This is a genomic window from Wolbachia endosymbiont (group A) of Tromatobia lineatoria, assembly GCF_964028565.1.
GTDB classification, from domain to species: Bacteria; Pseudomonadota; Alphaproteobacteria; order Rickettsiales; family Anaplasmataceae; genus Wolbachia; species Wolbachia pipientis.
Genome location: NZ_OZ034791.1, coordinates 62,482 through 87,995 on the forward strand (window position 1 = coordinate 62,482; position 25,514 = coordinate 87,995).

Here is a 25,514-nt window from a genome sequence, read left to right on the forward strand (position 1 = left end):
TGCTATAAATGCCCGTTTGAAAGCATGGTTTTGGGGGAAATGGTAAAACCATTGATGGAGTTCTTTTTGGGCTACCTCGTTTAGAAGATTGTATAACCTAACCGTCCCAAGCTGAAGTGCTTCTTATCATAATAATATAGGAGGGATTTTATATGGCAGAAGCAAAAAGTAAATTAAAAACAATAAACCTTGATGCAGCAGGGATTGATATTGGCTCGACTGTACATTATGTATGTGTACCTGAAGGAAGAGATGAACAACGTATCCAAAAATTTGGGTGCTTTACAGTAGATCTACACAACTTAGCAAAGTGGTTAAAAAAGTGTCAGGTTAGAACTGTAGCCATGGAGTCAACTGGAGTATATTGGATTCCCTTATTTCAAATATTAGAATCACATAAATTTGAAGTAAAATTAGTAAATGCGCGACATGTCAAAAATGTGCCTGGTAGAAAGTCTGATGTTCAAGATTATCAATGGCTGCAACAATTGCACAGCTATGGACTGCTTCAAGGATCATTTAGACCGGATAATCAAATGTGTGTACTGCGTAGTTACGTTAGACAACGTGCTAATCTAATTGAAAATGCAGCTAAACATACTCAACGTATGCAAAAAGCGCTAATTCAAATGAATATTCAATTACACAAGGTTATTAGTCATATTACTGGGATAACTGGTATGAAAATCATTGAAGCTATAATTGAAGGCGAAAGAGATCCTGAGAAATTGGCTAAATTCAGGGATGCACGAATAAAAAATGATCAGTCTACTATAGCAAAAGCGTTAGCTGGTGATTATAGAGAGGAACACTTGTTTGTGCTAAAACAAGAATATGCAGCATATACTTTTTTTCAAGAGCAAATAACGGGATGTGATAAAAGTATAGAAAATTACTATAAAACATTTGAAACAAAGTCGAATGAGAACAGGGCATTGAATAAGACACGAAAGAGAAAACAGAAGAATAGTCCAGATTTTGCCGTAGATGAAGATTTATATCGAATAACGGGGATGGATTTTACTAGAGTTCCAGGACTTGATGTATTAAGTATACAGGCTATCATTTCAGAAACAGGTATAAATCACAATAAATGGAGGACAGAAAAGCATTTTTCTTCCTGGCTCGGATTAAGTCCTGCTAATAAAATTACAGGAGGGAAAATTATTGGAACAAGAACTCGTAAAGTTGTTAATCGTGCTGCAACTGCCTTGCGACTTGCTGCTCATTGTGTATCAAGAAGCAACACTGCACTTGGTGCATACTGCAGGAGGTTAAAGAAGCGACTAGGGATACCAAAAGCGATCACTGCTACAGCAAGGAAATTAGCATGTATTTTTTATAATATGCTAAAATATGGACAAGAATATGTAGAAAAAGGAATGAACTATTATGAAACACTCTACAAAGAGAGAGTAGTCAAAAATTTGACTAAAAAAGCAAAGGAATTTGGTTATATACTAATGAAAGAGGAGCCGATAGATGAAGAAGGTTCTTAGGAGTTTCTTAGAAGATTCTTTATTCTCTTTCCAGATCCATGGCCAAAAAGAAGTCACAATAAAAGACGATTAATTAATACGGAATTTTTAAATTTATTAGCAAAAAAAATACTTATAACAGGGGAAATATTCATTGCAAACGATCATCAGGACTATGCAGAGTGGATAGCATCACATATCAAGCAGTGTAACTCTTTAATCTATAGGGAAGACGATTTCACAAGTTATACTCTTACAAAATACCACAGAAGAGCGCTCAAAGATCAGCGTAAAGTGAGGTTTTTTAAAGTAAGTGTTATTAATAATTTGCAGACTATGGATCAATAGAGTTTTTGCATATCTCTTTTACGTTAACTATAGATTAAAAATAATAAAAAAAGAGGGAGAAATAGAGTAAATTCCTTTAACTACTTCTCCTTATGAAGGAATAGACTTCTTGCATAACCCAAACTAAGTAGAAAAAAGGTATCATCCAAGTAGCCCCTTTCTCGTCATGCCGCTGCGAATCGTCATACCGCCGCGGCGCTAACACGTAGCGGGATGATGAGGCTTATCGTCATGCCACCGCGAACCGTCATACCGTCACGGTATCTCTTAGCCGCTAACAAGTAGCGGGATGACGGTTGTCAGGTTAGCTGTTATCCCAGTTTTTGACACTGGGATGACAACGAAGGGCTACTTGGATGACAGGGAAGGATGCTGGAATGAAGGTTTTTCAAATTGTCGATAAACCTAAATCTATAATAACTATTTGCCTTTTTTCTAGGTTATGCAAGAAGTCTACTGAATAACAGTAAGATTTTTCAATCCTGTTCCACAGCAAATTTTAGTGCCATGTGAGTAGTTATGGTGCTGTTAACAATCAAAATAACAAAAACTAAGATGGTGATTAGTAGTGTATAAATATTCAAGGATAAATTTTCAAATTGAGTTAGCATTTTAAAATACACAAAGGTTGGCATTATCATTGGCAAAACAAGAATTTGCGATACTCCTGATGCTAAGTTGTTTTGACCAATCATCAATGCATTTCCAGTAGCTGAAATATTAGTGATTATCAGCGTATTAAATAATAAAGACACTCCAACTGCTATTGAGTGTTCAATACTATTGCCTAGAATTGCAAAGCTGAATATGGAAGAAATTACTGAAATCGGTAACCCAAATAATAACCAGTGAGCGAAAATTTTATAAGCAACTATAAGCCTAGAAGAGAGTGGCTGTACAAAGATTTGCTCTAATATTCCATCATGATAATCAGATGTAAACAAATTATTTGTAGAAATCTGCAAAACAAATGTAGCACATATCCATGTTAATGTTAACATAACTTCTTGTTTATTGTTGTTTTTAAGTGTAAATGAAGATAAACTTAACATTATGATAAAAATGCATACTATATAGGTAAAGTTCTTATCATCTATTACTAATTTTTTTACTGAGTCGATCATACTAGGCTTTTAAATGTTTATTATAAATTATAGTGTTTACTTTGAGGTAGTATAATTTTTTGTTCATAAATTATATAGATTTTATTATTTTTTTGATAATGCAATTATGGAAAAGTTACCAAAAATAAAGTCACCAGAAGATTACACTCCTTCAGAAGATGAAGAATATATGAGCGTAAAACAACTGGAATACTTCAGCTTAAAGTTACAATCAATACTCGCTGAGTTAGAGAAACAAGAACTAGAAGATAATAGTATTGATACATACTATTCTGATGAAGATAGTGGAAACGAGGAATTAATCAAGCGTCGAAAAGATAGAAAAGAAAAAATTAAGGAGGCGTTAGAAAAAATAAAATTAGGCACTTATGGTTACTGCGATGGAACAGGAGAAGAAATAGGAGTCGAAAGACTTAAAGCTAATCCGCTTGCTATATATTGTATTGAAGAGCAAGAGAGAGTAGAAAAAGAAAAGAACGTGTACAACATTAACGATTAATTTACACATAAGTGGTGAGCCCATTGGACTTCAATAGGAGCAAGAGGCGCTGAAGTATGTTATGCTATAAAGAAAGTGGAAAATTGGACATTCTCAACTTGACTCCTGCAGATTAAAAATTAAGTTGTATCCGTTCAGGCAATGGCGTCAACTTAAGGAAAAATATCAGCGATAGTGTATAAAATTTCTCTCCAAATTTTTTATCATTAAATTATCCAAAGAGTGCAAGGGACAGCACTTTTGTTTCTGTTTTATTTCAACAAAGAAGTCTAAAATGTGTCCTTTTTAGGTGAAATATGCAAAAAGGAAAAAACCTTATTCTACAAATTAAAAATATAATATACTCGAAAACTTTTCAGAAAATCCATTGTGTTGAGTTTTACACGAACAAGAAAACTTCCTTTTTCGACAGTATTTTCTATGATTTTAAAGTTAGTTAAAAAAAGTTTGGGAATAGAATGTGAACTTATGGAGCCATTGACATGTACCCTCAAAGCAAGCTTTTTCTAAAGCAAGATATAAGATTTGCCATACAGGCTTTCAAGAATTTAAGCATCCAAACAGCCTATCAGGATGAACCTGAGTTGGAGAGGCTATAGACTTATTGCAGCAGATGGTTCTGGTATGAGATTACCCAGCTCTGGGGAAATTGTATCCGAGTTTGAACCAAATGGAACAACAGGCACCATTGGCAATTTGTTTGTTGATTTGTGTACTTCATTGATTTGCAGTGCTCGTCTTGCAGCTTGGAATATAGGTGAACAAACGTTGGCGGCAGAGCAATTACCCGAAGTTATCACTCAAATGCGTTTATTAAATCAAGAGAAATTATTATTTATCTATGATCGTCTTCAGTAAAATTCATTCAGCAGCATTATAATTTGGAAGTAGATTTTATTTTTCGCTTGCAAAAAAGAAATTATAGTAAGCTATGGGAACGCTGGCGAATTAGATTTTGATTTTATATTAGAAAATGAAAAGCTAAAAAATAAAATGAAAGGACAGAAAGTAAGAGTTATAGTGCTGACATTAGCCAACTGAGAAACAGAGTTTTTGACCGAGACTTTGGAGCAAAGCTTATGTGTTAAGGTGGCACATAGAGGAGTGCTATAAACGACTCAAAGTAGGAGCAGAGTTAGAGAATTTTTCTGGAGAGGCTGTATTACAAGAATTTTGGGCAAACTTGGTCATGTGCAATATATTATCGCTTCATATATGTGATGCACAAGGGCCTTGGAACCCAGATCAAATTACTGAGTATCGTTTAAATTTTTCAGTTTTATTTAGTGTAATGAGACAGAAACTCTATCAGGTACTTATTGCGCCAAAAAACTTTCAAGCCCTTTTTAAGTATACGCGCTAAAGTTAAAATCCGACCGGGACAGCCGCAATAAAGTAGATAAGCCTAAACGCCATCATGTCTTTAGGAGAGTTTGCTAATGAAAGTTCTTAAGTTGACGCCATTGGCTGTTCCGATTCGTTATATGACATAAGAGCATCATATATTTCATGCAATGTATTTGAGATGTTTTTTTCCATATGTTGATTAATATGCCCATATATTGTCGTCTCTTCCGAATACTCTGTATCTTTATGTATATGATTTTGTTGCTTTAATTCTTCTCTATCTACACTCTCTATTTGCTCTGACACTAGCATAACTACCCCATATTTTACATAACGAAATAAAAAAATTCTAACTGTAGTATGCTTATATAATCTACGAAGTCAATAGTTAAATTGAAAAGTTTCGGTTATAATTTACTTCATATAGAACATGCCCTTGAATTATGCTAAAAATCGCCATAGTAGGCCTACCAAATGCTGGAAAATCGACCCTATTCAACAGATTAGTAGGAAGAAAAGCAGCAGTAGTGAGTAACATTCCAGGAGTGACAAGGGATAGGCGAGAGGGAATGGGGAGAATTAGCGATTTGGAGTTTAAAGTTATAGATACAGGAGGATGGAACGACCAAACTAATTTTTCACTACAAGTTATTGAACAAATCGAATTTTCTTTATCCAATTCAAACATAATTTTCTTTCTTGTTGATGCAAAAGTGCAAAATGAGCGAAATGAAGAGTTTGCAAAGTGGCTGAAGAGAAAAATAAATAAACCTGTAATACTAGTAGCAAATAAATGCGAGAGTCATAAATCCGAAAATGTTGATTATTTGCAGTTTTTTGATTTTCTTGGCCCGGTGTATATCTCTGCCGAGCATAATCTTGGCATGGTTGATCTTTATGATGCATTAGCTGGTGTTATTGAAAATTTTAACGAGAACACTGAGTTACCTAACAATGAACTGAGTAGGCTGAGGATCGCGATCATCGGCCGTCCGAATGTTGGAAAATCAACTTTTTTAAATGGTTTACTTGCAGAAAACAGACTAATAACAAGTTCAGAGCCAGGTACCACACGTGATTCTGTGGATATTACATATGATCATGATGGAGAGTTAATTACTCTAATTGACACTGCCGGAATCCGCAGAAAGGCGAATGTTGTAGATGGCTTAGAATCAAGATTTGTTGAGAAAAGCATGGAATCAATCAAGCGCTCTCATGTGGTAGTTTTAATGCTAGACTCCCTAGTTGGTATTGAGCAGCAGGATTTATCAATTGGTGAAGCTGCAATTAAGGGAGGGAAAGGGATTATTGTTGTTTTAAATAAGTGGGATTTAATAGGTAAGGATGACAGAAGCAGGTTAATAAAATTTGTCAAACAACAGGAAGTAACCAGGTTATTCTTGGAAGTGCCAACTATAACAATTTCTGCGTTAAAAGGCATGCGCTGCGGTGATGTGATAGATAAGTGTCTTGAAGTGAGTGAATCCTTGAACAAGAAGATCAGCACTGCAAAACTGAATAAGTGGCTCATAGATGCTGTAGGAAAACATTCTCACCCTCTTGTAAAAGGCAAAGCAGTTAAAATGAAGTATATCGCTCAAATTGGTACTAAACCTCCAGCTTTTTCTTTGATATGTAACATACCTGAAAGTGTTGATGAAAGTTACGAACGCTATTTAATTAACGATCTCAGAAAAAATTTCTTTGCAGACGGTGTGCCAGTTAGATTGCTTTTGAAAAAAAATAAAAATCCCTATGTAAAATGAATACTCTGCTTTATACTTTCAGGGATAATTTACTTAAAGTTATGTGTAATAATTCCAGAATTCCTGCAATCTTTCTGCTGTCGAGTGCCGCTGCTCTAATTTTTGCATATGTGCTAGAATATTTTTTCAACATGCTGCCATGCAAGTTATGTACATACGAGCGAATAGTTTACTATATCGCTGGATTACTTGCAGTAGCGTGCATGCTTAAAGACAACAAAATTCTAATCTATGCAATGTTTTGCAGCTACCTCATAGGTGCAGTAATATCTTTTTATCATATAGGTCTTGAACTCCACTTATTTCATGATGTTTTAGGTTGTACAGAGCAAGCAAGTAGTAACGTTAGTATAGAAGAGCTCAGAAATAATCTACTAAATCCTAATTACTCTCCATCTTGTGACAGACCTCATTACGTTCTAGGTGTTTCCTTAGCAACATGGAATCTAATTTATCTCATAGTAGCTCTGTTCGTATCAGGTAAGGTGTATTGTGGAGAAAGAAAGAAATCTAAATAATTTAAGGTACAGCAACAATCAGTTCTTGCAACAGGCAATTAGAGTAGATCACGCTGGAGAATATGGAGCTATTTGCATTTATTCTGGTCAAAAATTTATTCTTAAGAAATCTTCTATAATCAATGAAATAATTGAAATGGAAGAGCAGGAAAAAAAGCATTTTCACTATTTTAATGAGAAAATCAAAGAGCAAAAAGTTCGTCCTACTGTTTTGTTGCCTGTTTGGCGTGTTTTAGGAGTGTCGCTTGGCGTTGCAACTGCCATTATGGGCAAAAAAGCTGCTATGGCTTGCACTGCTGCAGTTGAAGAAGTTATCGGGGAGCACTACAAAGAGCAAGTTTCACATTTAGAAGATGGGGAATTAAGAGAAACTATAAGTAAATTTCGCGACGAGGAGTTAGAGCACAAAGATATTGCAATTCAGCACAATGCTGAAAGCGCATTTGGCTACAACATTTTATCATCATTCATAAAAACAGGCTGCAAAACTGCTATTTACTTGTCTAAGTTAATTTAACTAAGCAGCTTTCTTAAAGTGTTTTAAATGTTCTGATAACAACAGAAACCAGGAAGGAATTCAAGTGTAACAATTATTTTATAACTATATTTACATATCACCATTATTAATAAATAATTAGTATTTGTAAATTAAATACATCTAAAGTATAGACTGCAAAGGAGGCAAAAGTGCGTTTTAATTTAGAAGAGGGAAATGCTCTTATGTAATACCTGCCACAGGTTCACAACTGTACGAACATTCATTTTTGAAGGTAAATTGCACAGCAAATGGTGTCATTCCAGTCTGGAATCCAGAAATTTTGCTTATAACTGAGCTGATAAGCTAAAGGTAATTGTCTTACACTAAAACAAACGTTTTTAATTAAGTTGCATAGAACCAGTGTCTGGGCACTGGGATGACACCCCACTGGTGGTCCAAACTACAACGTTCCTACAGTTGTGGATTCCAGACTGGGATGACACCCTACTGATGGGCCCAAATCACAATGTTCGTACAGTTGTGGGTCAGGCTATAGGATGACAGAAGTTGACTTTATTAGCTATAGGTGGTATGACACTTAGTCAATTTAAGTAAGTAGATGATCTTAGCTACAAAAGTATTTTTTACCTCATTTGTTTTTGGGTTTATTCTTTTTCCCTATTTTATAAAGCTTCTAAAAAAAATAAGCAAAGATGGGCAACCAATTAGATCATGTGGACCAGAAAGTCATTTAATAACAAAAAAGAATGTACCACCTATGGGCGGAATAATAATACTGATTTCTTCTTTATTACCAATTTTACTCTGGGCTCAGTTAACACCAGAAATTTTGCTGCTGATATTGATAACTCTATTTTTTGCTCTACTTGGATTTATTGATGATTATTTAAAATTGAAGACAAATCACTATCGAGGTTTAAGTGCAAAAACCAAAATACTTATTCAGTTTATTGTTGCTCTGGTTGGTGTGTTTATACTTAAGCTATACTCTGCTGAATGTTTTACAAAAACGTCCCTATTTAAAGGAGTAATAATAGATTTTGGCTATCTATATGTTCCGTTTGCTGCGTTTGTAATTGTCGGCTCTTCTAATGCTGTGAATCTCACAGATGGTTTGGATGGCCTTGCTGCAACTCAAGTTATCACTTCCTTTGCTTTTTTGGGGCTAATTGCATATATAACTCAGGCAGATATGAATATTACTTTATTCTGCATTGCATTTATAGGAGCTATTCTAAGTTTCTTGTGGTTTAACACACATCCAGCAAAAATATTTATGGGTGATGTTGGTAGCTTGTCGGTAGGTGCGGCTTTAGGGTTAACTAGTGTCCTAATTAAAAGAGAAATGCTTTTTGCCATTATTGGAATAATCTTTGTAATAGAGACTCTATCTGTTATTATTCAGATATCATATTTTAAATATACAAAGTTTAAATATGGAGAAGGAAAAAGAGTTTTTCTTATGGCACCAATACATCATCATTTTGAGAAGAAGGGATGGTCAGAAAATGTAATCGTTATGAAATTTTGGATAATTTCTATTATCTGTTCAGTTTTTACTATAACTTTCTTATTATAAAAACCTATGAAATACCCAGACTTTACATTAGAAAATAAATTATCAGGAGTGATAGCAGGAGTGGATGAAGTTGGAAGAGGTCCGCTAGCTGGTCCAGTAATATCCGCAGCCGTAGTGTTTATTGATAGAAATACAATTATTGATGGAATCAACGACTCGAAAAAGTTGACTCCTCAATGTAGGCAAGTCCTATATGAAAAAATAACATCCGTTGCAAAATTTGGTATAGGAATGGCAAGCGTAGAAGAAATAAATTCATACAATATCTTGCAAGCAACAAAGCTTTCAATGAAACGTGCGTTGATAGACTTGGACCTAGAATTAGATTATGTACTAGTTGATGGTAATCAACCACCTGAAGTGAAATGGCAAGTGAAATCCATAGTAAATGGTGATAATTTGAGTACATCAATTGCAGCAGCTTCAATCGTTGCAAAAGTTACGAGAGATCGGCTTATGCAAGAATTGCATAATAAGCATCCTGAATATAATTGGTATAAAAATAAAGGATATGGGACAAAAGAGCACCTTAACGCTATTGGCCTTTATGGAATTACAGAACATCATAGAAAAAATTTTGCACCCATATCTCGGGCATTATAGCCTTTACCCTTTTTTGAAAGGTATGGTTTCATTAAATAGGCAAACTGTACTCGATCCATTCCTTAAGGTAAACACTGAACTTACCCTTTCGATTATCAGGTAGTTATCAACTGTACGGAAATTTACTAAAGACTCATATCCTGCAGAATCAACCATAAAAACTGCCGGAAAATCAGAGTTTATTTTATTGAATTGTAGATATGTAAATTTTCCGTCATCAAAAACCTTAATTGGTATTATTGACTGACTACCTTTGACGTGCGAGATGGAATAATTAAAATTTAATCCCTTCTTTACAACTTCAATATCATTGATATCAGGAATAATGGTATGACTAGCTTGTTCGAAGATATCACCGTTATTTGTTGTGTAAATCTCATCACTGCTAAATAGTGGATAAAGAAACCTTACTTCATATGCTAATCTTGGATCATCTAGTCCAGTTGCTTCTTCAGCATGAAGTTCAAAGTAATAAACTCTTTTATTGGTAATTATAGTTGCATTAGTATCGGCAATATCATCTATAGGCTTAATAAACAATCTATTACCTTGAGGAAGGAGTTGCCAACCAGTTGAATCACCCATTGAAAGGTTTTGTATTACCTCCCCTGGTTCAAACAATATACTGGACTGATAACCATAAAAACCCGTATACTTATGTATAGCTTGTGGGTTATAATTTATCACCTTTATGTGATTATCTCCAGCTATTGAACGTGGCTCCTGTTTTGCAAGTGCATCACTACCACAGAGGAACAACAGTACGGCAAACAGTAAACCAATCATAATATCAAAATAAATTAATTTTCATTTTATCATTGATAGACATGCACTGCAACTATTAAGGCACTTTCTATACTATAAACCCCAAAGCAAGCGGTAGAAAAGGCAAGAAATAAGGCAAACTCCTTAAATACTTTAGAACTACAGGAGGCTTTACCTGAACGGATATACTTGGAATCCTGCCATTTTCACTTTGTAAACATACCAAGAATTCTGTCCATTATTCCACCCATATTTGCTTCAGCTTGAGTATACTCTATTTTACCACCATGCAAGATTAGTTTAATATCTGATCCAGGTGATATATTAACAAATTTACTGCCAACAACTCCACTGCTAGTGATCAGAGCTGAACTATCAATTGGCAATTTTATGTCTTTGCTTATACACATATCGATTCGTGCTACGTAGGTAGCTTTGTCAAGTGATACACCAGTTATGCTTCCAACATCTACACCAGAGATCTTGACACTATCACCAACTCCTATACCGTTAGCGTTAGCAAAAAGACCATATATTTTATTGCAATCCTTATAGTTTTTCTTTATGTAAGATAGCTTATCAATAGCAAAGAAAATCAGAAAAATAGTGAAAATTAATACAAATAATCCAGCGGTTATTTCAAGTATATTTGACCTTCGCATCTTTAGTTATCAGGACTCCAGCTTTTATAGTAATTTTTCACTTTTTGGTTTGGATAGTATGCATCTTTTGTACCCGTTAAATTAGGAGTATGTTTTACTTTTCTTTTTTTATTATTAACTGGTACTACATTATCAGTATAGTGAAGCCATATATGCCATTCCGGAGGCACTGTTGTAGGCTCAGAGACACTGCTATACATAACCCACCTTTTTCCTTTACTTGATTCATAGTAAGAATTTCCATTTTCATCTCTTCCTACAAATTTATCTTCTCTTCGTAATAGGCGTTTTATTGCGTTACAAATTTTAGATAACATAAGGGTATTAAAACAAAAAGTATTATATATACTAATACTTTAACGATATATTAACAACAATTTAATGCAATTACCAATTTTACAAGTTATTATCCCAATAATTGCATCAATGTTTTGCTTTCTTGCCAAGAAACACAAGGTATCTTGGTTTATTTCTTTTATTGCAACAACAATCACTCTTATCATTTCATCAATACTACTCATTAAAACATATAAAGGCGAAATTATAACTTATCACCTTGGGGATTGGGCTCCCCCGTACGGCATAGAGTTAAGAATCGACGTGTTGAACTCCTTGATTCTAACTTTGGTGAATTTTATAGCGCTGATTAGCGTGCTTTATAGCTTTTATATTAACGAAAAAGAAATTAGCAAAAACAAAATCACTGGTTTTTACTCTCTATTTCTACTGTGCTTAAGCGGACTGTTCGGGATTCTAGTAACAAACGACATATTTAACCTTTACGTTTTCTTGGAAATTTCATCTCTTTCTTCTTATGTATTAGTTTCAATGGGAAGGGATAAAAAAGCCTTGGTTGCAGCATTTGAATATCTAATTAGTGGAACAATAGGCGCAACATTTTATTTATTTGGCATCGGGCTCTTGTATTCAATGACTGGAACGCTCAATATGTCTGACATGGCTGAAAGAATAGTTCCATTACACGATAACAACATCATAAAACTTGGCACGTTGTTCATTTTTATTGGTCTCTCAATCAAAATGGCACTGTTTCCATTAAGCAGGTGGCTGGTTAATGCATATAGTGAGGCGCCAAGTTTCATTAGCATATTCTTTTCAGGCACAGTGACAAAAGTGATGATATATGTTTTCATCAGAATCTTTTATACTGTTTTTCATCAAAATTTCTTCTTATTTAAACCATCACTAAGCAACGTGATAATTATCCTCGCACTTTGCGCTGTTATATTTGGGTCGATATTTGCAATAACCGCAAAAGACATAAAAAGACTGCTTGCTCACTCTAGTATTAGCCAAATTGGTTATATAATTTTAGCACTGAGTTTTAACTCAAAAACAGGTGTATTTGCAGCAATTCTTCACATAGTAAACCACAGCATAATAAAAACATCTTTATTTATGGCTGCAGGATGTATTTCTTACAAATTTGATACAACAAAAATAGAGAATTTATCGGGACTCAAGAAATCAATGCCTTATACAGCACTTGCGTTCACTCTACTCAGTTTAGCATTAATCGGTGTGCCTTTAACAAATGGCTTTGTAAGCAAGTGGTATATAATGAAAGCAATTATCGAATCTCATGCGTGGATTTCCCTTGTAACATTTGCTGCTGGCTCTTTCCTTGCATTGATATATATGTGGAAGATGGTAGAGAAAATGTATTTTGAAAATGATGCAACGTCACGCACTGGAATGACACCGGACAAAATTAATGATGTGCCATTTCCTATGCTTTTCTGTCTATTGTTTATGGCAGTTTTAACAGTAGTAACTGGAATATATAGCACTCCAATTCGGTTAGTAGTTGAGAAGTTGGTTTTTTGATTTTTATCTTTGTTTCATATTTTACTATACTTTAAGGTTATAAGGTCTTTATTGTGGATAGACTGAAGAAGATTCATTGGTTGTTAGTCATTAACGTGATAGCGCTGTTTTGCGTTGGCATTGTTGTTCAATACTCTTCTGCTGGAGGAAAGTGGGTGCCATTTGCGATTCACCAACTGGTCATATTCTCCTTCTTTTTCCTACTTGCTATAGCTATGTCATTCATAGAGCTAGATTTTTATTTGAAGCACGCCTACTTTTTTTATGTAGCAGCAGTGATTTCGCTATTAGTAGTGAATTTTTTTGGCTCACACATAATGGGTGCAACAAGGTGGATAAGAATTGGATCAATTAGTTTGCAACCATCAGAATTTGCAAAAGTAGGCTTAATACTTGCGCTTGCTCGCTATTTTGATAAGCAGAGTGTATATAAAATGATGGAATTTAAAAGATTGCTTAAGGCACTTATAATTATTTTCTTACCCGTGTTCTTGGTGTTAAAGCAACCTAATTTAGGCACAGCTGTGATAATGTTATTTATAGGGATATCAATTATATTCACAGCAATAATAAAAAGATCTCATTCGGTAATATGTGGAACGCTTGGCATTTTTGCAGTACCGGCTATTTGGCCTTTTTTACGTCCTTATCACAAGCAAAGGATATTGTCGTTTTTGGATTCATCAGTGGATCCACTTGGAATAGGTTATAATGCGCAGCAATCTCAGATAGCTATTGGTTCAGGAGGTTTGCTTGGTAAGGGCTTTGTTAACGGAAGTCAAACTCAACTTGGATTTTTGCCGGAGAAACGTACAGATTTTGCTTTTGCAGTGCTGAGTGAGGAATGGGGATTTTTAGGTAGCATGGCTTTAATTTTGCTTTATACCTCATTACTTGGCATAATTTTCTCTATCGCTTATAGGTCGAAAAATTATTTTTCTAAGTCGGTATCTATCGGCATTTTCGCCTTTTTTAGTGCTCATTTCTTTATAAACATCGGAATGACAATGGGCCTCTTACCTGTGATAGGCGACCCATTGCCATTTCTGTCCTATGGAGGAAGTACAACTGCTGCAAGCTTAATATGCATAGGATTATTGCTGGCAATAAAAGCAGATGAACAACAAAATGCTTGTATTTTACCTATGCTAAAGTAAAATTAAATTTTACTTAATAGTTTTTATGCTAGATGAAATGCGTGAGGAATGTGGGGTATTTGGCATAAGTTGCAACCAAAGTGCTGCTTTTAACTCTATACTTGCTCTCCACGCTTTGCAGCATAGAGGTCAAGAGTCTTTTGGCGTAGTAACCAGTAACAACGATAAGCTGCACTCTTATCACTTTCAAGGTCAAGTGAGCAGCGTATTTGATGATATAGATGAAATAAAGAAATCCTTACCTGGAGATTGTGCAATAGGTCATGTTCGATACTCAACAAGTGGTAATAAATTTGGAGTGCAGCCCATGTTTAGCAAAAGTGGAAAATTTGGGGATTTCGCCATAGCACATAATGGTAATTTAATTAATATTTCTCCGATACGCGAACAATTGATTAAACAAGAGTGCGTTTTTCAGTCAGATATTGATACAGAAGTAGTAGTGCATCTGACAGCAAGCGGTGAAAAAGATAGCTTTTTAGAGAGTTTTATATATGCATTAAAGCAAATACAAGGTGCTTATTCTTTTGTTGCAATCAATCAAGAAGTAGTTATTGGAGTACGTGATTCATCTGGAATCAGGCCTCTTGTTTTAGGAAAGTTAAACGGTTCTTACGTTCTTGCATCTGAAACTTGTGCTCTTGATATAATAAATGCAGAGTTTGTTAGAGAAATAGAACCAGGCGAATTAGTTACCATCAGTTCGGGTAGTAAGCTAGCCTCAATGTTTCCTTTCCCACAGCAAAAATCAAGTTTTTGTATTTTTGAATACGTTTATTTTTCAAGACCAGACAGCATAATGGAGAATAGGTCTATATACGATACAAGAAAAGAAATAGGAAGAATACTTGCAGAAGAGAGCCCACCAAAAAACAATGTAGATATGGTTGTACCAATACCTGATTCTGGAATGCCTGCAGCTATTGGATATGCAAAGCATTCAGGATTACCTATGGAACTGGGAATAATTCGTAATCATTACATAGGAAGAACTTTTATACAACCAACCGCTGAAGTACGTAAAGTTAGAATAAAATTAAAATTCAATGCTAATAAGCACACTTTGAAAGGTAAAAACATAATTTTAATAGATGATAGTATAGTGCGTGGTAGTACGTTAACAAATATAATAGTTATGCTAAAGGATGCAGGAGTAAAAGAGATTCACCTCAAAATTTCAAGCCCACCAATTAAGCATTCTTGTTTTTATGGAATAGATACGCCAGAGTGCAAAGATTTAATTGCTGCAAATAAATCTGTAGAGGAAATTAAGGAAGTTATAGGAGTAGATAGCCTAGCCTTCTTGAGTATTGATGGATTATATCAGGCTGTTAAAGGAGAAGTGCGTAACAATGCTACACCACAATATTGTGATGCTTGTTTCACTGGTGATTATCCAATTGGCAAATAGTCTACGCAAGATCTTAAGTTTTTAAACCGCCAAAATTTCTCTTGGCCTTTACTAATTCCGATTCTCGGAGTGCACACATAATCTGGTTTGAGGTGAGATTCATAAACACAAAATTCGTGGCTTATAGTAAGGTCCTGTTTGTTATGTTCTTTTGTAATATTTAATCTTTTACACAATATTCCTGGCCCACCTAAATTTGCCTCAAGCGGTTCAATGAGCTTTAATCCCCGTATTAACACTGCTGCTGGGAACCCTTCTGCTTCTGTTACAATATTTAAACAGTAATACATTCCATATATAAAGTACACATATGAAAACCCCGGCATACCAAACATTACTGAGGTTCGGTTAGTATAACCCTTAGCTGCATGACAAGCTGGGTCACTCATTCCTATATAGGCTTCAACTTCGGTTATTATTCCACTAAAGTTAGAAAATTTCAGCATCTTTCCTAGTAACTCCCCGGCTACAACCAAAGTTGGCCGCTCGTAGAAATTTCTTGGTAGTATTGTGTTGCTCATCATAAAAGTATAAGTTACTTGCAGATGCAAGCAACTTATACTGAATTTTCACTACTTTACCTATTTTGAAGCAGCAGGAGCTTGATGCTTTTGTGATGCGCCGCTCAAGTCTTCTACATTTGTTGAATGCTGCTCCAAAAATTTTACTTCTTCAGAGCTTTGTTGTAATTGTGTTTGTGGCAATTGTGATGCTAACACTTCATGTAAAGGCTTTGCTTCATATTGCCTTCCTACTTTTACTTTTTTATGTGCAGCTAATTGCTCCATAGTAACACCATTACCCTCAATAAGTTCTACGGAGCCATTATCATGAATATTAATTTTAATATTACATTCTTTTCCTTGAGCATTCCACTTTAAAGTCATTTGATATGACCCATTAGCTACTTCATAAATTCTTGTTCCATGTTCATCAACCCGGCAACGTAGCCCCCTTGCTTTACTTTGAGGTAGCAATAATGTAATTGCTTTCACGCCATATTGTTTACACAAATCGTTATTTAGAATGTCACTCATGCCTATTTCTTTTGTATTACTACCTATCGCAATTCTTACGGCAGGCTCAATAATATTATCTTCATTTTTGCTTTCTTTAAGTTTTATAAATTCTATATCATTATTTTCTATATTTTTAGATATCTCTTCTTTAATTTGTTCAGCAATTTTGCCTATAATGTTCTTACCACCATATTTATTCTCATCCCGAGCATTATATGTACATATACCATTACTATCCTTATGAATATAAGGTTTTGGTTTCTTTTTATTAGTGGTATTAGTAGAAGTGTTGTTCTGCATTATAAAGAACTCATTCCATTCTTCTGCATTATTAAGAGTGACGTATTTAGGTACATTCTCATCTAGTGTTGATTTAGGTACATTTTTAGTATCCGAAATCGAATTATTATCAGAAGGACTGATATTTAGATTAGAAGAAGTTTCAATTAAAGATACAGTTTCAGTGCTATTAGTTAACATATATGCCTCCATTATTTTTAATATATAAATGTTAGCATATAGATACCACGCCAATTAGTCAATATAAATTATGATGTTTAATGTTGAAAGCTCAAATACTCCTTTGCTTGATCGGTTAGAACGCGCCCTCTTGGTGTGCGCTTTACAAAACTAATTTTGATTAAATAAGGTTCTACTGTTTCTTCAATATTGCCAACATCTTCGGATAGCGCAATAGATATGGTGTCAATTCCAACAGGGCCTGAAGTGTTGAATAAAAATCTTAGATAATTCATATCAAGTTTATTGAGTCCCATTTTATCTACACCCAATTTTAGTAATACAGAATCAGCGACTTCATAAGTAATTTTTTTATCATCTTTCACTTCAACAAAATCCCTTATTCTTCTGAGTAACCTCAAAGCAATTCTTGGAGTGCCGCGCGCACGGCAGGCAATTTCCCGTGCTGCATCCTCTTCAATTTCAGCAGAAAGAACTCTTGCGCCTCTTTTTATAATATTAACCAGCTCCTCAAAGGAATAAAACTCAAGATGCAAAGGAATGCCAAAACGATCTCTGAGTGGCGCAGAAAGTAATCCAAGCCGTGTTGTTGCTCCAATTAGCGTAAATGGTGGTAGATCTATCCTTAAAGTGCGAGTAGATGGACCTTCACCTACTAATATGTCCAGGCAAAAATCTTCCATAGCAGTATATAAAACTTCTTCGATGCTGCGATTTAATCTATGAATTTCGTCGATAAATAGAACATCTTTTGCATTTAAAGTGGTAAGCACTGCGGCCAAATCTCCAGCTTTACTAAGTAAAGGACCAGAAGTTGCGCGAAAGCTAACTCTTAATTCTTTAGAAACAATTTGTGCTAAAGTTGTTTTGCCAAGCCCTGGAGGACCATATAATAAAACGTGATCTAAAGCTTCAGTTCTCGTCTGTGCAGCGTTTATAAACACTTTTAAATTTTGTATTAAGTCTTTTTGCCCGACAAAATCATCAAGTTGTTCAGGCCTGATGTTGATATTGTGCACATCTTCAGTATATTCTTTACCGCACGATATTGATTTCATAGTATTGAAAGCTCCTTAAGCGCCATGCGAATAATATCCTTAGTGTCCAGATTTGGCCTGTATTTTTTTATCGTATCATAAGCTTTCATTTTTTCATACCCAAGATTGATCAATGCTGAAAGGGCATCTTCATTAATTGGATGAAAATTATTGTTATTTATTTCTAGTTTACTCACTTTGCCACTCAATTCAGTGATAATTCGATTTATGAGTTTCAGGCCAAGTCCGCTCATCTTGAGTGCTACTTTATCTTCATTCATAATTGCCAAAAATAGCTGTTCTGGAGTTAATTTGCCCAAAATTGACATTGCAGTTTTATAGCTAACGCCGCTTACTTTAACTAGCAACCTCAAGCACTGCTGTTCTTCTTCGCTTATAAAACCATATAGCTGAGTAGTGTTTTCTCTGTTATTTGCATAGGTTTCGATAAGTAATTTGATTCTACTTCCAATTGCACAAGCACTTAAAGTTTTGGCTGAAAGATACACCATATAGCCAACATCATTCACATTCAGGATTATGTGATCACTGCGCACTTCATCAACTATTCCGCTTAGATTTCCTATCATTTTTAACACTATATAGAGTTCAGTTTAAATACTCCCGGATCTTAGGTCAAGCAAACGAACATTATAACAGGGAAACGTGGCTAAAAAACCACTTGACAAACTCCGCCAGCCCCCTTATCATAAACACTGAAGCTATTTATTTATCTTCTCTGTACAGATTAAATGACAAAAAAACTCACGTATCTGGCGTATCATGTTTAATTTTTTGCACTATGTGCACCTTATGTCTTATAAAATTTCTACCTACATAAGCTGAAACGCGCTTATAAAGCATTTAAAACATAAAAAAACGCCAACTTAAAAAATGGATAGTGAATAACTAGCTACCCTAGGGTTTCTTTTGCCTTTTTTTCTGTTTAGTAAATTTCTTAACGTTTATAATTTAGATTAGTTGCGGTTTAAAAGTAGCTGAATCGCGGTTATTAAGTGTTTAGAATAAAAAAACGCCATACTTGAAAGTATAATGTAAGTAATTAGCCAATCATGGGGCTTTTTTTGCCTTTTTTTTCGTTTGGTAAATTTCTTAATGTTTATAGCTAAACGACAACCGTCATCCCGCTGCTTGTTAGCGGGATCTATGCTAAGAGATACCGCGGATGAATCGCGCGGTATGACGGTTCGTGGTGGCATCTCGTCATCCCGCTACGTGTTAGCGGCTAAGAGATACCGCGGCGGTATGACGTCTTAGCCATAGATTACCTGATCTCACCATCTTTCCGGTTGTTTTATACATAATTCTCGGATTTTGAAAGTTCACTTTGAATAAATTGCTCATATTCTTTATCCTCTAGTTCTTCAAAAATCTCAGGATAATGTTTACTGGAACGAGTAATTATTGAAATTAGCTCTTGCTTTGTTTTTCTTAGTAAAACCTTTCAAAGAGAGTCTGTTCATCTGGGCGCGCAGACGATCGATACTCCTTTCTATCAAGTGCAACCAAAGCAAAACCTGTTGCAGCCATATGCTTACATGGACAATAATACACAAATGCAGGACAGGAACATGTTCCACTCAAAAGAGGACCATCGTGCTTTAGTGTTACTCGATATACATTTGATCCAACTACCTTTGATTTAGCTTGAGATTCATTAACAGATATAATCTGTACCTTTCTTTTGTCAAAATAATCCCTTCCTCTGGAGCGGTAGGGTTCTTTGATAAGACCTGTGATATCTTTATAATACAGTCTCATTTTTACCTCCTTTAAAACCCTCAATTTTCTAATATATCCTTTCTTCCATAAAAATTTATTAACTCACCACGACTTTTATATGGCCCTGCGGACAATTTTATAGTGCTATAGCTAACTCAAGAAAGGTTTCCCTACGTCATACCGCGATTCATTCCATAACTGTATGAACATTCATTTTTGAAGGTAAATTGCACAGCAAATGGTGTCATGAAAGTAGCTGACACTGGAATCCAGCCTTGCCGTAATCTCATCAAGAACGTTGTGTTTTAACATAAAACGGCTACTTTTATACTTACCAACTTAATAAAATTCCTGGATCCCAGTGGGCTTTGTTGCATCGCTCTTCGGATAGTAGGTAACGCACAATAAATTTATGAAGCTATCTCAAATTTAGCCATACCAATATCAGTGAACTTATTGAGCAAATAGCATTTAACAAGTAGTTCCTTCTCTCTATTTGTCTCAGATTTATTCCTAAAACTAAACCCGAATGTTTGTTTCAGTCGCGAGAAAAAACTTTCTATATAAGATCTTTTTCCATAACTCATCTCTTTTTTCCACTTCTTTATACTATCTTCATCATATGACTTTATGAGCTTGACTGCAGAATTTCTCTCAGCCATATAGTCTAACTTTGGATGCTCTGCTGCGTTGTTTTTCGGAGGAATTTTCGTTTTTATACCATATTGATTACACAGCTTATAGAGCTTTTCTCTGTCATATGCCCTATCTGCATATAGTACTTTTATGACATACTGAAAATCGACTTCTTTTAGCAAATCACAAGCTCCATAGTGATCAGAGTAGACACCGTTACTGTATTTTACAGCTATGGCTTTTTTGCTGTTTGTATTCAACATTACATGCAATTTTCTTGTCTGTTCATAGCTGCGATACTTTCTATCTTCGCTATTTTCTTTGCTATGACCAGGAGTGTTGTTGTATATACTAATTCCTGTACTGTCTATAGCAATTTCGATATCTTCCATATTATTTTTATCAATTCTGCAATCATTGATCTTAATATTGAGTTTCTTAAACCTTCTTGATGATTGTGAATAGCTGATAACTTGCAAATTTTTCCCAATTTGCTCAAGGTATCCTGCTATAAACCCAACTGTTTGCCTCAGGCCTATTCTAAATAAACAAGTTATTATGTGCACCAAAATTACAACTTTATCGCTATAAATATTGTTGCCACCTGGTATTTTTGGACCATTCTCGTACCACTTTTCTATGGCTTCGTTGATATAATGAAAAATATTTCCTCTTTTTTCTAGAAATTTGTTATATTCGCTATGGTTACTGACCCTCATTTTTTGTGGCATATTTTTTCTTTCAAGGTTAAATGGCTATTTTATAATGAATTTTGTCAGTAGCCACCAGATTTTTTCAGTTGCTATGCAACAAAGCCATCCCAGTGTCAAGCACTGGGATGACAAGAAGAGGGTACTTGGATAAGAGGCATTGCCCTCCTGGTAGGCCCAAATTGCAATGTCCGTACAGTTATGGATTCATTCGCGGTATAGATTCCGCTAATGAGTAGCGGAATGACGAATTTGTTGTTTTTCAAATTGTAGGTAAACCTAAGCCACTTTAGCTATATATAATAGAATTTCGCTTTCTACTATCTTTCCAGTTGTTTTATACATAATTCTCGAATTTTGAAAATTTGCTCCATATCTAATTTCTCACTTGTATAAAATTTGTTTTCTTACTTCGAGACCTAATCTACCACAACTTTTATATGGCGTTTCTTTCCTGCAGATAATTTTATAAATGGCTGATCTTTAAAGCTTTCGAAATTTATTACATGATCAATATTGTTTACAACATTATCATTAATCTTGCATCCGTTGCCCTGTATTAAACGCTTTGCAGCGCCTTTTGAAGGTTCAAAACCGGTGTCATGTAGTAGGTCTACTAAGGATATGCCGCTTGCAACTTGTTCTTTTTTTATGATGTAATCAGGAAGTAGTGAGCTATCTTCATTCTCAAAAGCAGAAATTGCAGCAAATTGTGCAAGTTCCGCTTCTTTGTCACCATGACATATTTTTGTCACTTCTGTTGCCAAGACCTTTTTTGCTTCATTTATTTCTTGATCCTTTAAAGACTCTAATTTTCTAATCTCATCAATTGGCACATCAGTGAGCAATCTTAAAAAACGTCCAACATCTTGATCATCAACGTTGCGAAAATATTGCCAGTAGTCGTAAGGCTTTAGCATATTATCATCAAGCCACACTGCTCCACTTTCAGTTTTGCCCATTTTTTTTCCTTGTGCATTTAATAAAAGAGGCATGGTAAGGCCAAATAGCTCAGGTAAATTCAACTTTTTTCCAAGTTCAATTCCGTTTACTATATTTCCCCACTGGTCTGACCCTCCAATCTGCAGACGACAATCATATTTTTTGTTTAATTCAATAAAGTCGTAAGCTTGCAATAGCATGTAATTAAATTCTAGAAAGCTTAAGGTTTGCTCTCTATCCAGCCTGGTTTTCACACTATCAAAACTTAGCATACGATTTACAGAAAAATAAGCTCCTATATCACGCAAAAAATCTATGTATTTTATGTTATCCAACCAATCTGCGTTATTTACTATCATTGCACCAGTCTTGCTGTCATTAAAAGACACCATTTTCTCTAATATTCTCCTTATACTGGATGTATTTTGATTGATGTTCTCTACAGGCAAGATGCTTCTTGCTTTATCTTTGAAGGATGGGTCACCAATTTTTGTTGTGCCACCTCCAAGTAAGACTATCGGCTTATAACCAAATTTTTGTAGGTGACAGAGCATCATAATCTGAATTAGGTGACCAGCATGAAGACTTGGTGCTGTGCAATCAAACCCAATGTATGCAACTATATAATTGCTCTGCAATAATAATTGATCTAGTCCTTCAATGTTTGTGCATTGGTATAGGTACCCTCTTCCTTGGATGAAATTTAAAAATTCAGATGCGTGTTTCATTTTATAAACCCCAGTCTATCCTATCATTAATGCCGAAGGTAACCCTAATAGAGAAGCCAGTGCCCAGACACTGGAACTTAATTATAAACAAGCACACTATACAACGTTTCCGATGAAATTGCATGAAAAACTGGATTCCAGTGTCAGCTACTTTCATGACACCACTACCTGTGCAGGAGTTGCCTTCAAAATTACAACGTTTGTGCAGTTGTGCACCAGCTATCCAGGCAATCAGTTCCATAACTCTTCTATTTTATAATACTCCCTTACTTCCGGCCTGAATATGTGAACCATTATGCCTTGAAAATTCAAAACTACCCAATTGCCTTCATCCATACCTTCTACATCTATTTTATCATGTGGCTTGAGGCTTTTTATTACGTGCTCAGCTAAAGCTTTAACGTGACGGCTTGAATCACCAGATGCAATAATCATATATTTTGCAATAACGGTTTTATTCTGCACATCAAAAGTTACTATATCATGACCTTTATTTTGATCTATTATCTCTTCAATTGTACTTCTTATCGATTCCATATCGCTAAGCATTGTTTACAGGTTATATGATTCATTTATAATTATATACTCAAAATTTCTAAATATGAACTATTTTCAACGCAACTACTTGTTAAAGGTATTACCTGCATCTATTTTATCATCATGTTTTTAGCATGTACAATGTATATACTTTTTATATAATTGAAAATAGCTTTTTACTAGTATTCATTATGGGCAAGACTCTCATCTACTTAATCTGCTTTCCAGGCAGTGGTAAGTTTACTACTGCAAAGGAACTGTGTAAAATCATTGGTGCAGTAATAGTAAGCAATAATCTATTCAATAATATTATATTTGATATTGTTAAATTACAAAACGCTGAAGTTCCAGATGACCTATGGGAAAAAATTTTTGCAGTTAGGGAAAATGTATTAGCAATACTGGAAAAACACTACGTAAAATCAAAACATTATATATTTACAAATGAATTGATAGAGGGTGATCCCTATGACCAAAGATTATATAACTCAGTGGTAAATTTAAGTAAAAAAATGGACATGGAAATTTTTTCTGTAGTATTACATTGTAATAATGAAAAACTAGTAAGACGTGTCCAATCAGAAGAGAGATATCAGGAAAATAAAATTACTGATCCGGATTTTGCTATAAAGAAAATTGAAGGGAAAAGGCTATTTATACCTGAGGGTTCGCTTGAAATTGATAACTCGAACTTGAGTGCAAAGGAAGTTGCAAAGAAAATTGTTGAAGAGATGAAGAAAGAAAAAAATGGAAAATTAATTAAAACTTCTGTAACAAATCATTTAAAAACAGAGCGTACTCGTGGTTGAGCAGAAAGATAAGTACCGTCCTTGTGTTGGCATAATGCTATTTAACAGACAAGGACATGCCTTTATTGGAAAACGCTTTGATAGCGATTCTTACTGGCAGATGCCACAAGGAGGTGTTGATGATGGTGAGGAACTGGAACAAGCAGCGTTACGTGAGTTGCTAGAGGAGGTTGGTACTAATAAAGTAAAGGTTATAACTAAAAGCAAGGATTGGATATACTACAACTTGCCTGAAGAAGTTATACCAATATGCTGGAATGGAAAATATTCTGGTCAAAAGCAAAGGTGGTTCTTAATGAAGTTTTGCGGAGAGGATGAGGACATTGATATTAATTATACTGGTCATCCAGAGTTCAAAGAGTGGCGTTGGCAAGGTATAGATAGTTTAGTAGCCAGTGCTATATCATTTAAAAAAGAAGTTTATAAAACAGTGATAGAAGAGTTTTCTTCTATAATAAAAGCCTCAACAATAAGCTCATGATAGTAGATTCTCATTGCCACTTGATTTATTTTTCTGACGATGAAATACCAAAAGTAATTTCAAGGGCAGAGCAAAATGGTGTAAAGGTTTTGCATAACATATGCGTAAGCATTGACGATGTTCCTAAGTTATTAAAAATTTCTTCATCCTATGATCAGGTCTACTCCTCTGTTGGTATACATCCGCTTGATGCTGCTATAGAAAACGGTGAGTGTATACATGTTGATGAATTAGTTGAATTTACCAAGAACCAAAAGGTAATTAGTATCGGTGAAACCGGGTTAGATTTTTATAAATCTGACAACAAAGACAATCAGAAAAAAAGTTTTGCATTACATATAGAAGCGTCAAGAATAACTGGACTACCTTTAGTTATTCACACAAGAAGCGCTGATAATGAGATGATCGATATGTTAAGGTCAGAAATGAAAGCCGGTGCTTTTAGTGGAGTAATGCACTGCTTTGCTTCCTCTAAAGAACTTGCTTATCAATCTATAGATTTGGGGTTATATATTTCATTTTCTGGAATTATTACTTTTAAAAATGCGAGCTTACTCAGAGAAATTGCACAAAATGTACCACGCGAGCGTGTTTTAGTCGAAACTGATGCACCATATCTATCACCTGAGCCTTATAGGGGAAAAAAGAATGAACCAGCAATGGTGAAATACGTTGTTGATTGTTTGGCAGAGTTGTGGAATGAGTCACCAGAACAAGTAGCGAAGGTAACCACAAGCAACTTTTTTAGGCTGTTTGAGCTATAAAGAAGCTCTATAAAACCATTA

The 25,514-nt window shown here is 34.9% G+C and carries 27 protein-coding genes and 2 pseudogenes; 15 read left to right on the forward strand and 14 right to left on the reverse strand.

Annotated features, from left to right (window positions below; all coding sequences use genetic code 11):
* Positions 1-152 precede the first annotated feature (152 nt).
* Positions 153-1,499 carry an IS110 family transposase gene (locus tag ABWU48_RS00320; protein WP_353288272.1) on the forward strand — a complete coding sequence of 449 codons (1,347 nt, stop codon included), beginning with the start codon at positions 153-155 and terminating at the stop codon, positions 1,497-1,499.
* 6 nt (positions 1,500-1,505) lie between these two features.
* A pseudogene (locus ABWU48_RS00325) lies at positions 1,506-1,826 on the forward strand (tRNA (guanine-N7)-methyltransferase); the annotation flags it as partial.
* Positions 1,827-2,302: 476 nt separating this feature from the next.
* On the opposite strand, the gene ABWU48_RS00330 reads toward ABWU48_RS00325, so the two are convergent.
* A complete protein-coding gene (locus ABWU48_RS00330; protein ID WP_010963039.1) occupies positions 2,303-2,950 on the reverse strand; it encodes a heme exporter protein CcmB in 648 nt (215 codons plus the stop codon).
* 106 nt (positions 2,951-3,056) lie between these two features.
* On the opposite strand from ABWU48_RS00330, the gene ABWU48_RS00335 reads away from it, so the two are divergent.
* Together ABWU48_RS00335 and ABWU48_RS00340 are read left to right on the forward strand one after the other, a co-directional pair.
* Positions 3,057-3,449: a TraR/DksA family transcriptional regulator gene (locus ABWU48_RS00335; protein WP_010963040.1), complete on the forward strand. Its 393-nt coding sequence runs from the start codon at positions 3,057-3,059 to the stop codon at positions 3,447-3,449.
* Positions 3,450-3,745: 296 nt separating this feature from the next.
* Positions 3,746-4,889: pseudogene (locus tag ABWU48_RS00340) on the forward strand (transposase).
* A 9-nt stretch (positions 4,890-4,898) separates the two neighbouring features.
* Here the strand turns inward: ABWU48_RS00340 and ABWU48_RS00345 are convergent.
* Positions 4,899-5,108: a hypothetical protein gene (locus ABWU48_RS00345; RefSeq protein WP_010081834.1), complete on the reverse strand. Its 210-nt coding sequence runs from the start codon at positions 5,106-5,108 to the stop codon at positions 4,899-4,901.
* A 131-nt stretch (positions 5,109-5,239) separates the two neighbouring features.
* Between ABWU48_RS00345 and der the strand changes: the two genes are divergently transcribed.
* From der to ABWU48_RS00370, 5 genes are all read left to right on the forward strand, one after another.
* On the forward strand, positions 5,240-6,565 hold the full coding sequence (gene der / locus ABWU48_RS00350; RefSeq protein WP_353288380.1) for a ribosome biogenesis GTPase Der: 1,326 nt from the start codon (positions 5,240-5,242) through the stop codon (positions 6,563-6,565).
* Positions 6,562-7,083 carry a disulfide bond formation protein B gene (locus ABWU48_RS00355; RefSeq protein WP_010963042.1) on the forward strand — a complete coding sequence of 174 codons (522 nt, stop codon included), beginning with the start codon at positions 6,562-6,564 and terminating at the stop codon, positions 7,081-7,083. Before der ends, ABWU48_RS00355 begins: the two co-directional genes overlap by 4 nt.
* Entirely contained in the window at positions 7,058-7,600 is a 543-nt protein-coding gene (locus ABWU48_RS00360) for a demethoxyubiquinone hydroxylase family protein (RefSeq protein ID WP_006279362.1), read from the forward strand. Before ABWU48_RS00355 ends, ABWU48_RS00360 begins: the two co-directional genes overlap by 26 nt.
* A 580-nt stretch (positions 7,601-8,180) precedes the next feature.
* Complete coding sequence (gene mraY, locus ABWU48_RS00365) at positions 8,181-9,161, forward strand: phospho-N-acetylmuramoyl-pentapeptide-transferase (RefSeq protein ID WP_209472500.1); 981 nt, start codon at positions 8,181-8,183, stop codon at positions 9,159-9,161.
* 6 nt (positions 9,162-9,167) lie between these two features.
* Positions 9,168-9,764, forward strand: coding sequence for a ribonuclease HII (locus ABWU48_RS00370; RefSeq protein ID WP_010082329.1), 597 nt, complete (start codon positions 9,168-9,170; stop codon positions 9,762-9,764).
* A gap of 3 nt (positions 9,765-9,767) precedes the next feature.
* On the opposite strand, the gene virB9 is transcribed toward ABWU48_RS00370, so the two are convergent.
* The 3 genes from virB9 to ABWU48_RS00385 all read right to left on the reverse strand — a co-directional run bounded on the left by virB9 (position 9,768) and on the right by ABWU48_RS00385 (position 11,508).
* Positions 9,768-10,550, reverse strand: coding sequence for a P-type conjugative transfer protein VirB9 (virB9, locus tag ABWU48_RS00375; protein WP_010082330.1), 783 nt, complete (start codon positions 10,548-10,550; stop codon positions 9,768-9,770).
* A 185-nt stretch (positions 10,551-10,735) separates the two neighbouring features.
* Complete coding sequence (locus ABWU48_RS00380; RefSeq protein ID WP_010082331.1) at positions 10,736-11,191, reverse strand: outer membrane lipid asymmetry maintenance protein MlaD; 456 nt, start codon at positions 11,189-11,191, stop codon at positions 10,736-10,738.
* A 2-nt stretch (positions 11,192-11,193) separates the two neighbouring features.
* Entirely contained in the window at positions 11,194-11,508 is a 315-nt protein-coding gene (locus ABWU48_RS00385) for an NADH-ubiquinone oxidoreductase subunit NDUFA12 family protein (protein ID WP_007548590.1), read from the reverse strand.
* 64 nt (positions 11,509-11,572) lie between these two features.
* Here ABWU48_RS00385 and ABWU48_RS00390 point away from each other — a divergent pair, with 64 nt between their 5' ends.
* Genes ABWU48_RS00390 through purF form a run of 3 tightly spaced genes read left to right on the forward strand, consistent with a single transcriptional unit; the run spans position 11,573 to position 15,607 of the window.
* Positions 11,573-13,039, forward strand: coding sequence for a proton-conducting transporter membrane subunit (locus ABWU48_RS00390; RefSeq protein ID WP_264705939.1), 1,467 nt, complete (start codon positions 11,573-11,575; stop codon positions 13,037-13,039).
* Between the two features lie 53 nt (positions 13,040-13,092).
* On the forward strand, positions 13,093-14,196 hold the full coding sequence (gene rodA, locus ABWU48_RS00395) for a rod shape-determining protein RodA (protein ID WP_253303503.1): 1,104 nt from the start codon (positions 13,093-13,095) through the stop codon (positions 14,194-14,196).
* Positions 14,197-14,221: 25 nt separating this feature from the next.
* Complete coding sequence (gene purF / locus ABWU48_RS00400; RefSeq protein ID WP_353288381.1) at positions 14,222-15,607, forward strand: amidophosphoribosyltransferase; 1,386 nt, start codon at positions 14,222-14,224, stop codon at positions 15,605-15,607.
* Here the strand turns inward: purF and ABWU48_RS00405 are convergent.
* From ABWU48_RS00405 to rsfS, 9 genes are all read right to left on the reverse strand, one after another.
* Positions 15,589-16,128, reverse strand: coding sequence for a DNA-3-methyladenine glycosylase (locus ABWU48_RS00405; protein WP_038199418.1), 540 nt, complete (start codon positions 16,126-16,128; stop codon positions 15,589-15,591). The two genes, purF and ABWU48_RS00405, sit on opposite strands and share 19 nt — an antisense overlap.
* 60 nt (positions 16,129-16,188) lie before the next feature.
* Complete coding sequence (locus tag ABWU48_RS00410; protein ID WP_353288382.1) at positions 16,189-17,106, reverse strand: hypothetical protein; 918 nt, start codon at positions 17,104-17,106, stop codon at positions 16,189-16,191.
* Between the two features lie 77 nt (positions 17,107-17,183).
* Positions 17,184-18,164 (reverse strand): Holliday junction branch migration DNA helicase RuvB, encoded by a 981-nt coding sequence (gene ruvB / locus ABWU48_RS00415; RefSeq protein ID WP_264705936.1) that lies wholly within the window; start codon positions 18,162-18,164, stop codon positions 17,184-17,186.
* Entirely contained in the window at positions 18,161-18,733 is a 573-nt protein-coding gene (gene ruvA, locus ABWU48_RS00420; protein ID WP_209472514.1) for a Holliday junction branch migration protein RuvA, read from the reverse strand. The genes ruvB and ruvA overlap by 4 nt, the downstream gene beginning before the upstream one ends.
* 862 nt (positions 18,734-19,595) lie before the next feature.
* Positions 19,596-19,925 carry an SWIM zinc finger domain-containing protein gene (locus ABWU48_RS00425; RefSeq protein ID WP_353288383.1) on the reverse strand — a complete coding sequence of 110 codons (330 nt, stop codon included), beginning with the start codon at positions 19,923-19,925 and terminating at the stop codon, positions 19,596-19,598.
* A 371-nt stretch (positions 19,926-20,296) separates the two neighbouring features.
* Positions 20,297-21,253 carry an IS5 family transposase gene (locus ABWU48_RS00430; protein ID WP_209472359.1) on the reverse strand — a complete coding sequence of 319 codons (957 nt, stop codon included), beginning with the start codon at positions 21,251-21,253 and terminating at the stop codon, positions 20,297-20,299.
* A gap of 398 nt (positions 21,254-21,651) precedes the next feature.
* Positions 21,652-22,902, reverse strand: coding sequence for a tyrosine--tRNA ligase (gene tyrS, locus ABWU48_RS00435; RefSeq protein ID WP_353288384.1), 1,251 nt, complete (start codon positions 22,900-22,902; stop codon positions 21,652-21,654).
* Between the two features lies 1 nt (position 22,903).
* The gene (locus ABWU48_RS00440) at positions 22,904-23,143 is read right to left on the reverse strand and encodes a hypothetical protein (protein WP_010963049.1); all 240 of its coding nucleotides are present in this window, start codon (positions 23,141-23,143) and stop codon (positions 22,904-22,906) included.
* Positions 23,134-23,451 carry a ribosome silencing factor gene (gene rsfS, locus ABWU48_RS00445; protein ID WP_006279567.1) on the reverse strand — a complete coding sequence of 106 codons (318 nt, stop codon included), beginning with the start codon at positions 23,449-23,451 and terminating at the stop codon, positions 23,134-23,136. Before rsfS ends, ABWU48_RS00440 begins: the two co-directional genes overlap by 10 nt.
* A gap of 179 nt (positions 23,452-23,630) precedes the next feature.
* Between rsfS and ABWU48_RS00450 the strand changes: the two genes are divergently transcribed.
* The 3 genes from ABWU48_RS00450 to ABWU48_RS00460 are packed head-to-tail and all read left to right on the forward strand — an operon-like array spanning position 23,631 to position 25,493.
* Complete coding sequence (locus ABWU48_RS00450) at positions 23,631-24,248, forward strand: hypothetical protein (protein ID WP_353288385.1); 618 nt, start codon at positions 23,631-23,633, stop codon at positions 24,246-24,248.
* 34 nt (positions 24,249-24,282) lie between these two features.
* A complete protein-coding gene (locus ABWU48_RS00455; protein ID WP_007548581.1) occupies positions 24,283-24,729 on the forward strand; it encodes an RNA pyrophosphohydrolase in 447 nt (148 codons plus the stop codon).
* On the forward strand, positions 24,726-25,493 hold the full coding sequence (locus ABWU48_RS00460) for a TatD family hydrolase (RefSeq protein WP_010082353.1): 768 nt from the start codon (positions 24,726-24,728) through the stop codon (positions 25,491-25,493). Before ABWU48_RS00455 ends, ABWU48_RS00460 begins: the two co-directional genes overlap by 4 nt.
* Positions 25,494-25,514 lie beyond the last annotated feature (21 nt).

Bases quoted from the DNA above. Each gene is read 5' to 3' on its own strand.
- ABWU48_RS00320 (WP_353288272.1), top strand. From the start codon at position 153: ATGGCAGAAGCAAAAAGTAAATTAAAAACAATAAACCTTGATGCAGCA.
- ABWU48_RS00330 (WP_010963039.1), bottom strand. From the start codon at position 2,950: ATGATCGACTCAGTAAAAAAATTAGTAATAGATGATAAGAACTTTACC.
- ABWU48_RS00335 (WP_010963040.1), top strand. From the start codon at position 3,057: ATGGAAAAGTTACCAAAAATAAAGTCACCAGAAGATTACACTCCTTCA.
- ABWU48_RS00345 (WP_010081834.1), bottom strand. From the start codon at position 5,108: ATGCTAGTGTCAGAGCAAATAGAGAGTGTAGATAGAGAAGAATTAAAG.
- der (WP_353288380.1), top strand. From the start codon at position 5,240: ATGCTAAAAATCGCCATAGTAGGCCTACCAAATGCTGGAAAATCGACC.
- ABWU48_RS00355 (WP_010963042.1), top strand. From the start codon at position 6,562: ATGAATACTCTGCTTTATACTTTCAGGGATAATTTACTTAAAGTTATG.
- mraY (WP_209472500.1), top strand. From the start codon at position 8,181: ATGATCTTAGCTACAAAAGTATTTTTTACCTCATTTGTTTTTGGGTTT.
- ABWU48_RS00370 (WP_010082329.1), top strand. From the start codon at position 9,168: ATGAAATACCCAGACTTTACATTAGAAAATAAATTATCAGGAGTGATA.
- virB9 (WP_010082330.1), bottom strand. From the start codon at position 10,550: ATGATTGGTTTACTGTTTGCCGTACTGTTGTTCCTCTGTGGTAGTGAT.
- ABWU48_RS00380 (WP_010082331.1), bottom strand. From the start codon at position 11,191: ATGCGAAGGTCAAATATACTTGAAATAACCGCTGGATTATTTGTATTA.
- ABWU48_RS00385 (WP_007548590.1), bottom strand. From the start codon at position 11,508: ATGTTATCTAAAATTTGTAACGCAATAAAACGCCTATTACGAAGAGAA.
- ABWU48_RS00390 (WP_264705939.1), top strand. From the start codon at position 11,573: ATGCAATTACCAATTTTACAAGTTATTATCCCAATAATTGCATCAATG.
- purF (WP_353288381.1), top strand. From the start codon at position 14,222: ATGCTAGATGAAATGCGTGAGGAATGTGGGGTATTTGGCATAAGTTGC.
- ABWU48_RS00405 (WP_038199418.1), bottom strand. From the start codon at position 16,128: ATGAGCAACACAATACTACCAAGAAATTTCTACGAGCGGCCAACTTTG.
- ABWU48_RS00410 (WP_353288382.1), bottom strand. From the start codon at position 17,106: ATGTTAACTAATAGCACTGAAACTGTATCTTTAATTGAAACTTCTTCT.
- ruvB (WP_264705936.1), bottom strand. From the start codon at position 18,164: ATGAAATCAATATCGTGCGGTAAAGAATATACTGAAGATGTGCACAAT.
- ruvA (WP_209472514.1), bottom strand. From the start codon at position 18,733: ATGATAGGAAATCTAAGCGGAATAGTTGATGAAGTGCGCAGTGATCAC.
- ABWU48_RS00425 (WP_353288383.1), bottom strand. From the start codon at position 19,925: ATGAGACTGTATTATAAAGATATCACAGGTCTTATCAAAGAACCCTAC.
- ABWU48_RS00430 (WP_209472359.1), bottom strand. From the start codon at position 21,253: ATGCCACAAAAAATGAGGGTCAGTAACCATAGCGAATATAACAAATTT.
- tyrS (WP_353288384.1), bottom strand. From the start codon at position 22,902: ATGAAACACGCATCTGAATTTTTAAATTTCATCCAAGGAAGAGGGTAC.
- ABWU48_RS00440 (WP_010963049.1), bottom strand. From the start codon at position 23,143: ATGGAACTGATTGCCTGGATAGCTGGTGCACAACTGCACAAACGTTGT.
- rsfS (WP_006279567.1), bottom strand. From the start codon at position 23,451: ATGCTTAGCGATATGGAATCGATAAGAAGTACAATTGAAGAGATAATA.
- ABWU48_RS00450 (WP_353288385.1), top strand. From the start codon at position 23,631: ATGGGCAAGACTCTCATCTACTTAATCTGCTTTCCAGGCAGTGGTAAG.
- ABWU48_RS00455 (WP_007548581.1), top strand. From the start codon at position 24,283: ATGCTATTTAACAGACAAGGACATGCCTTTATTGGAAAACGCTTTGAT.
- ABWU48_RS00460 (WP_010082353.1), top strand. From the start codon at position 24,726: ATGATAGTAGATTCTCATTGCCACTTGATTTATTTTTCTGACGATGAA.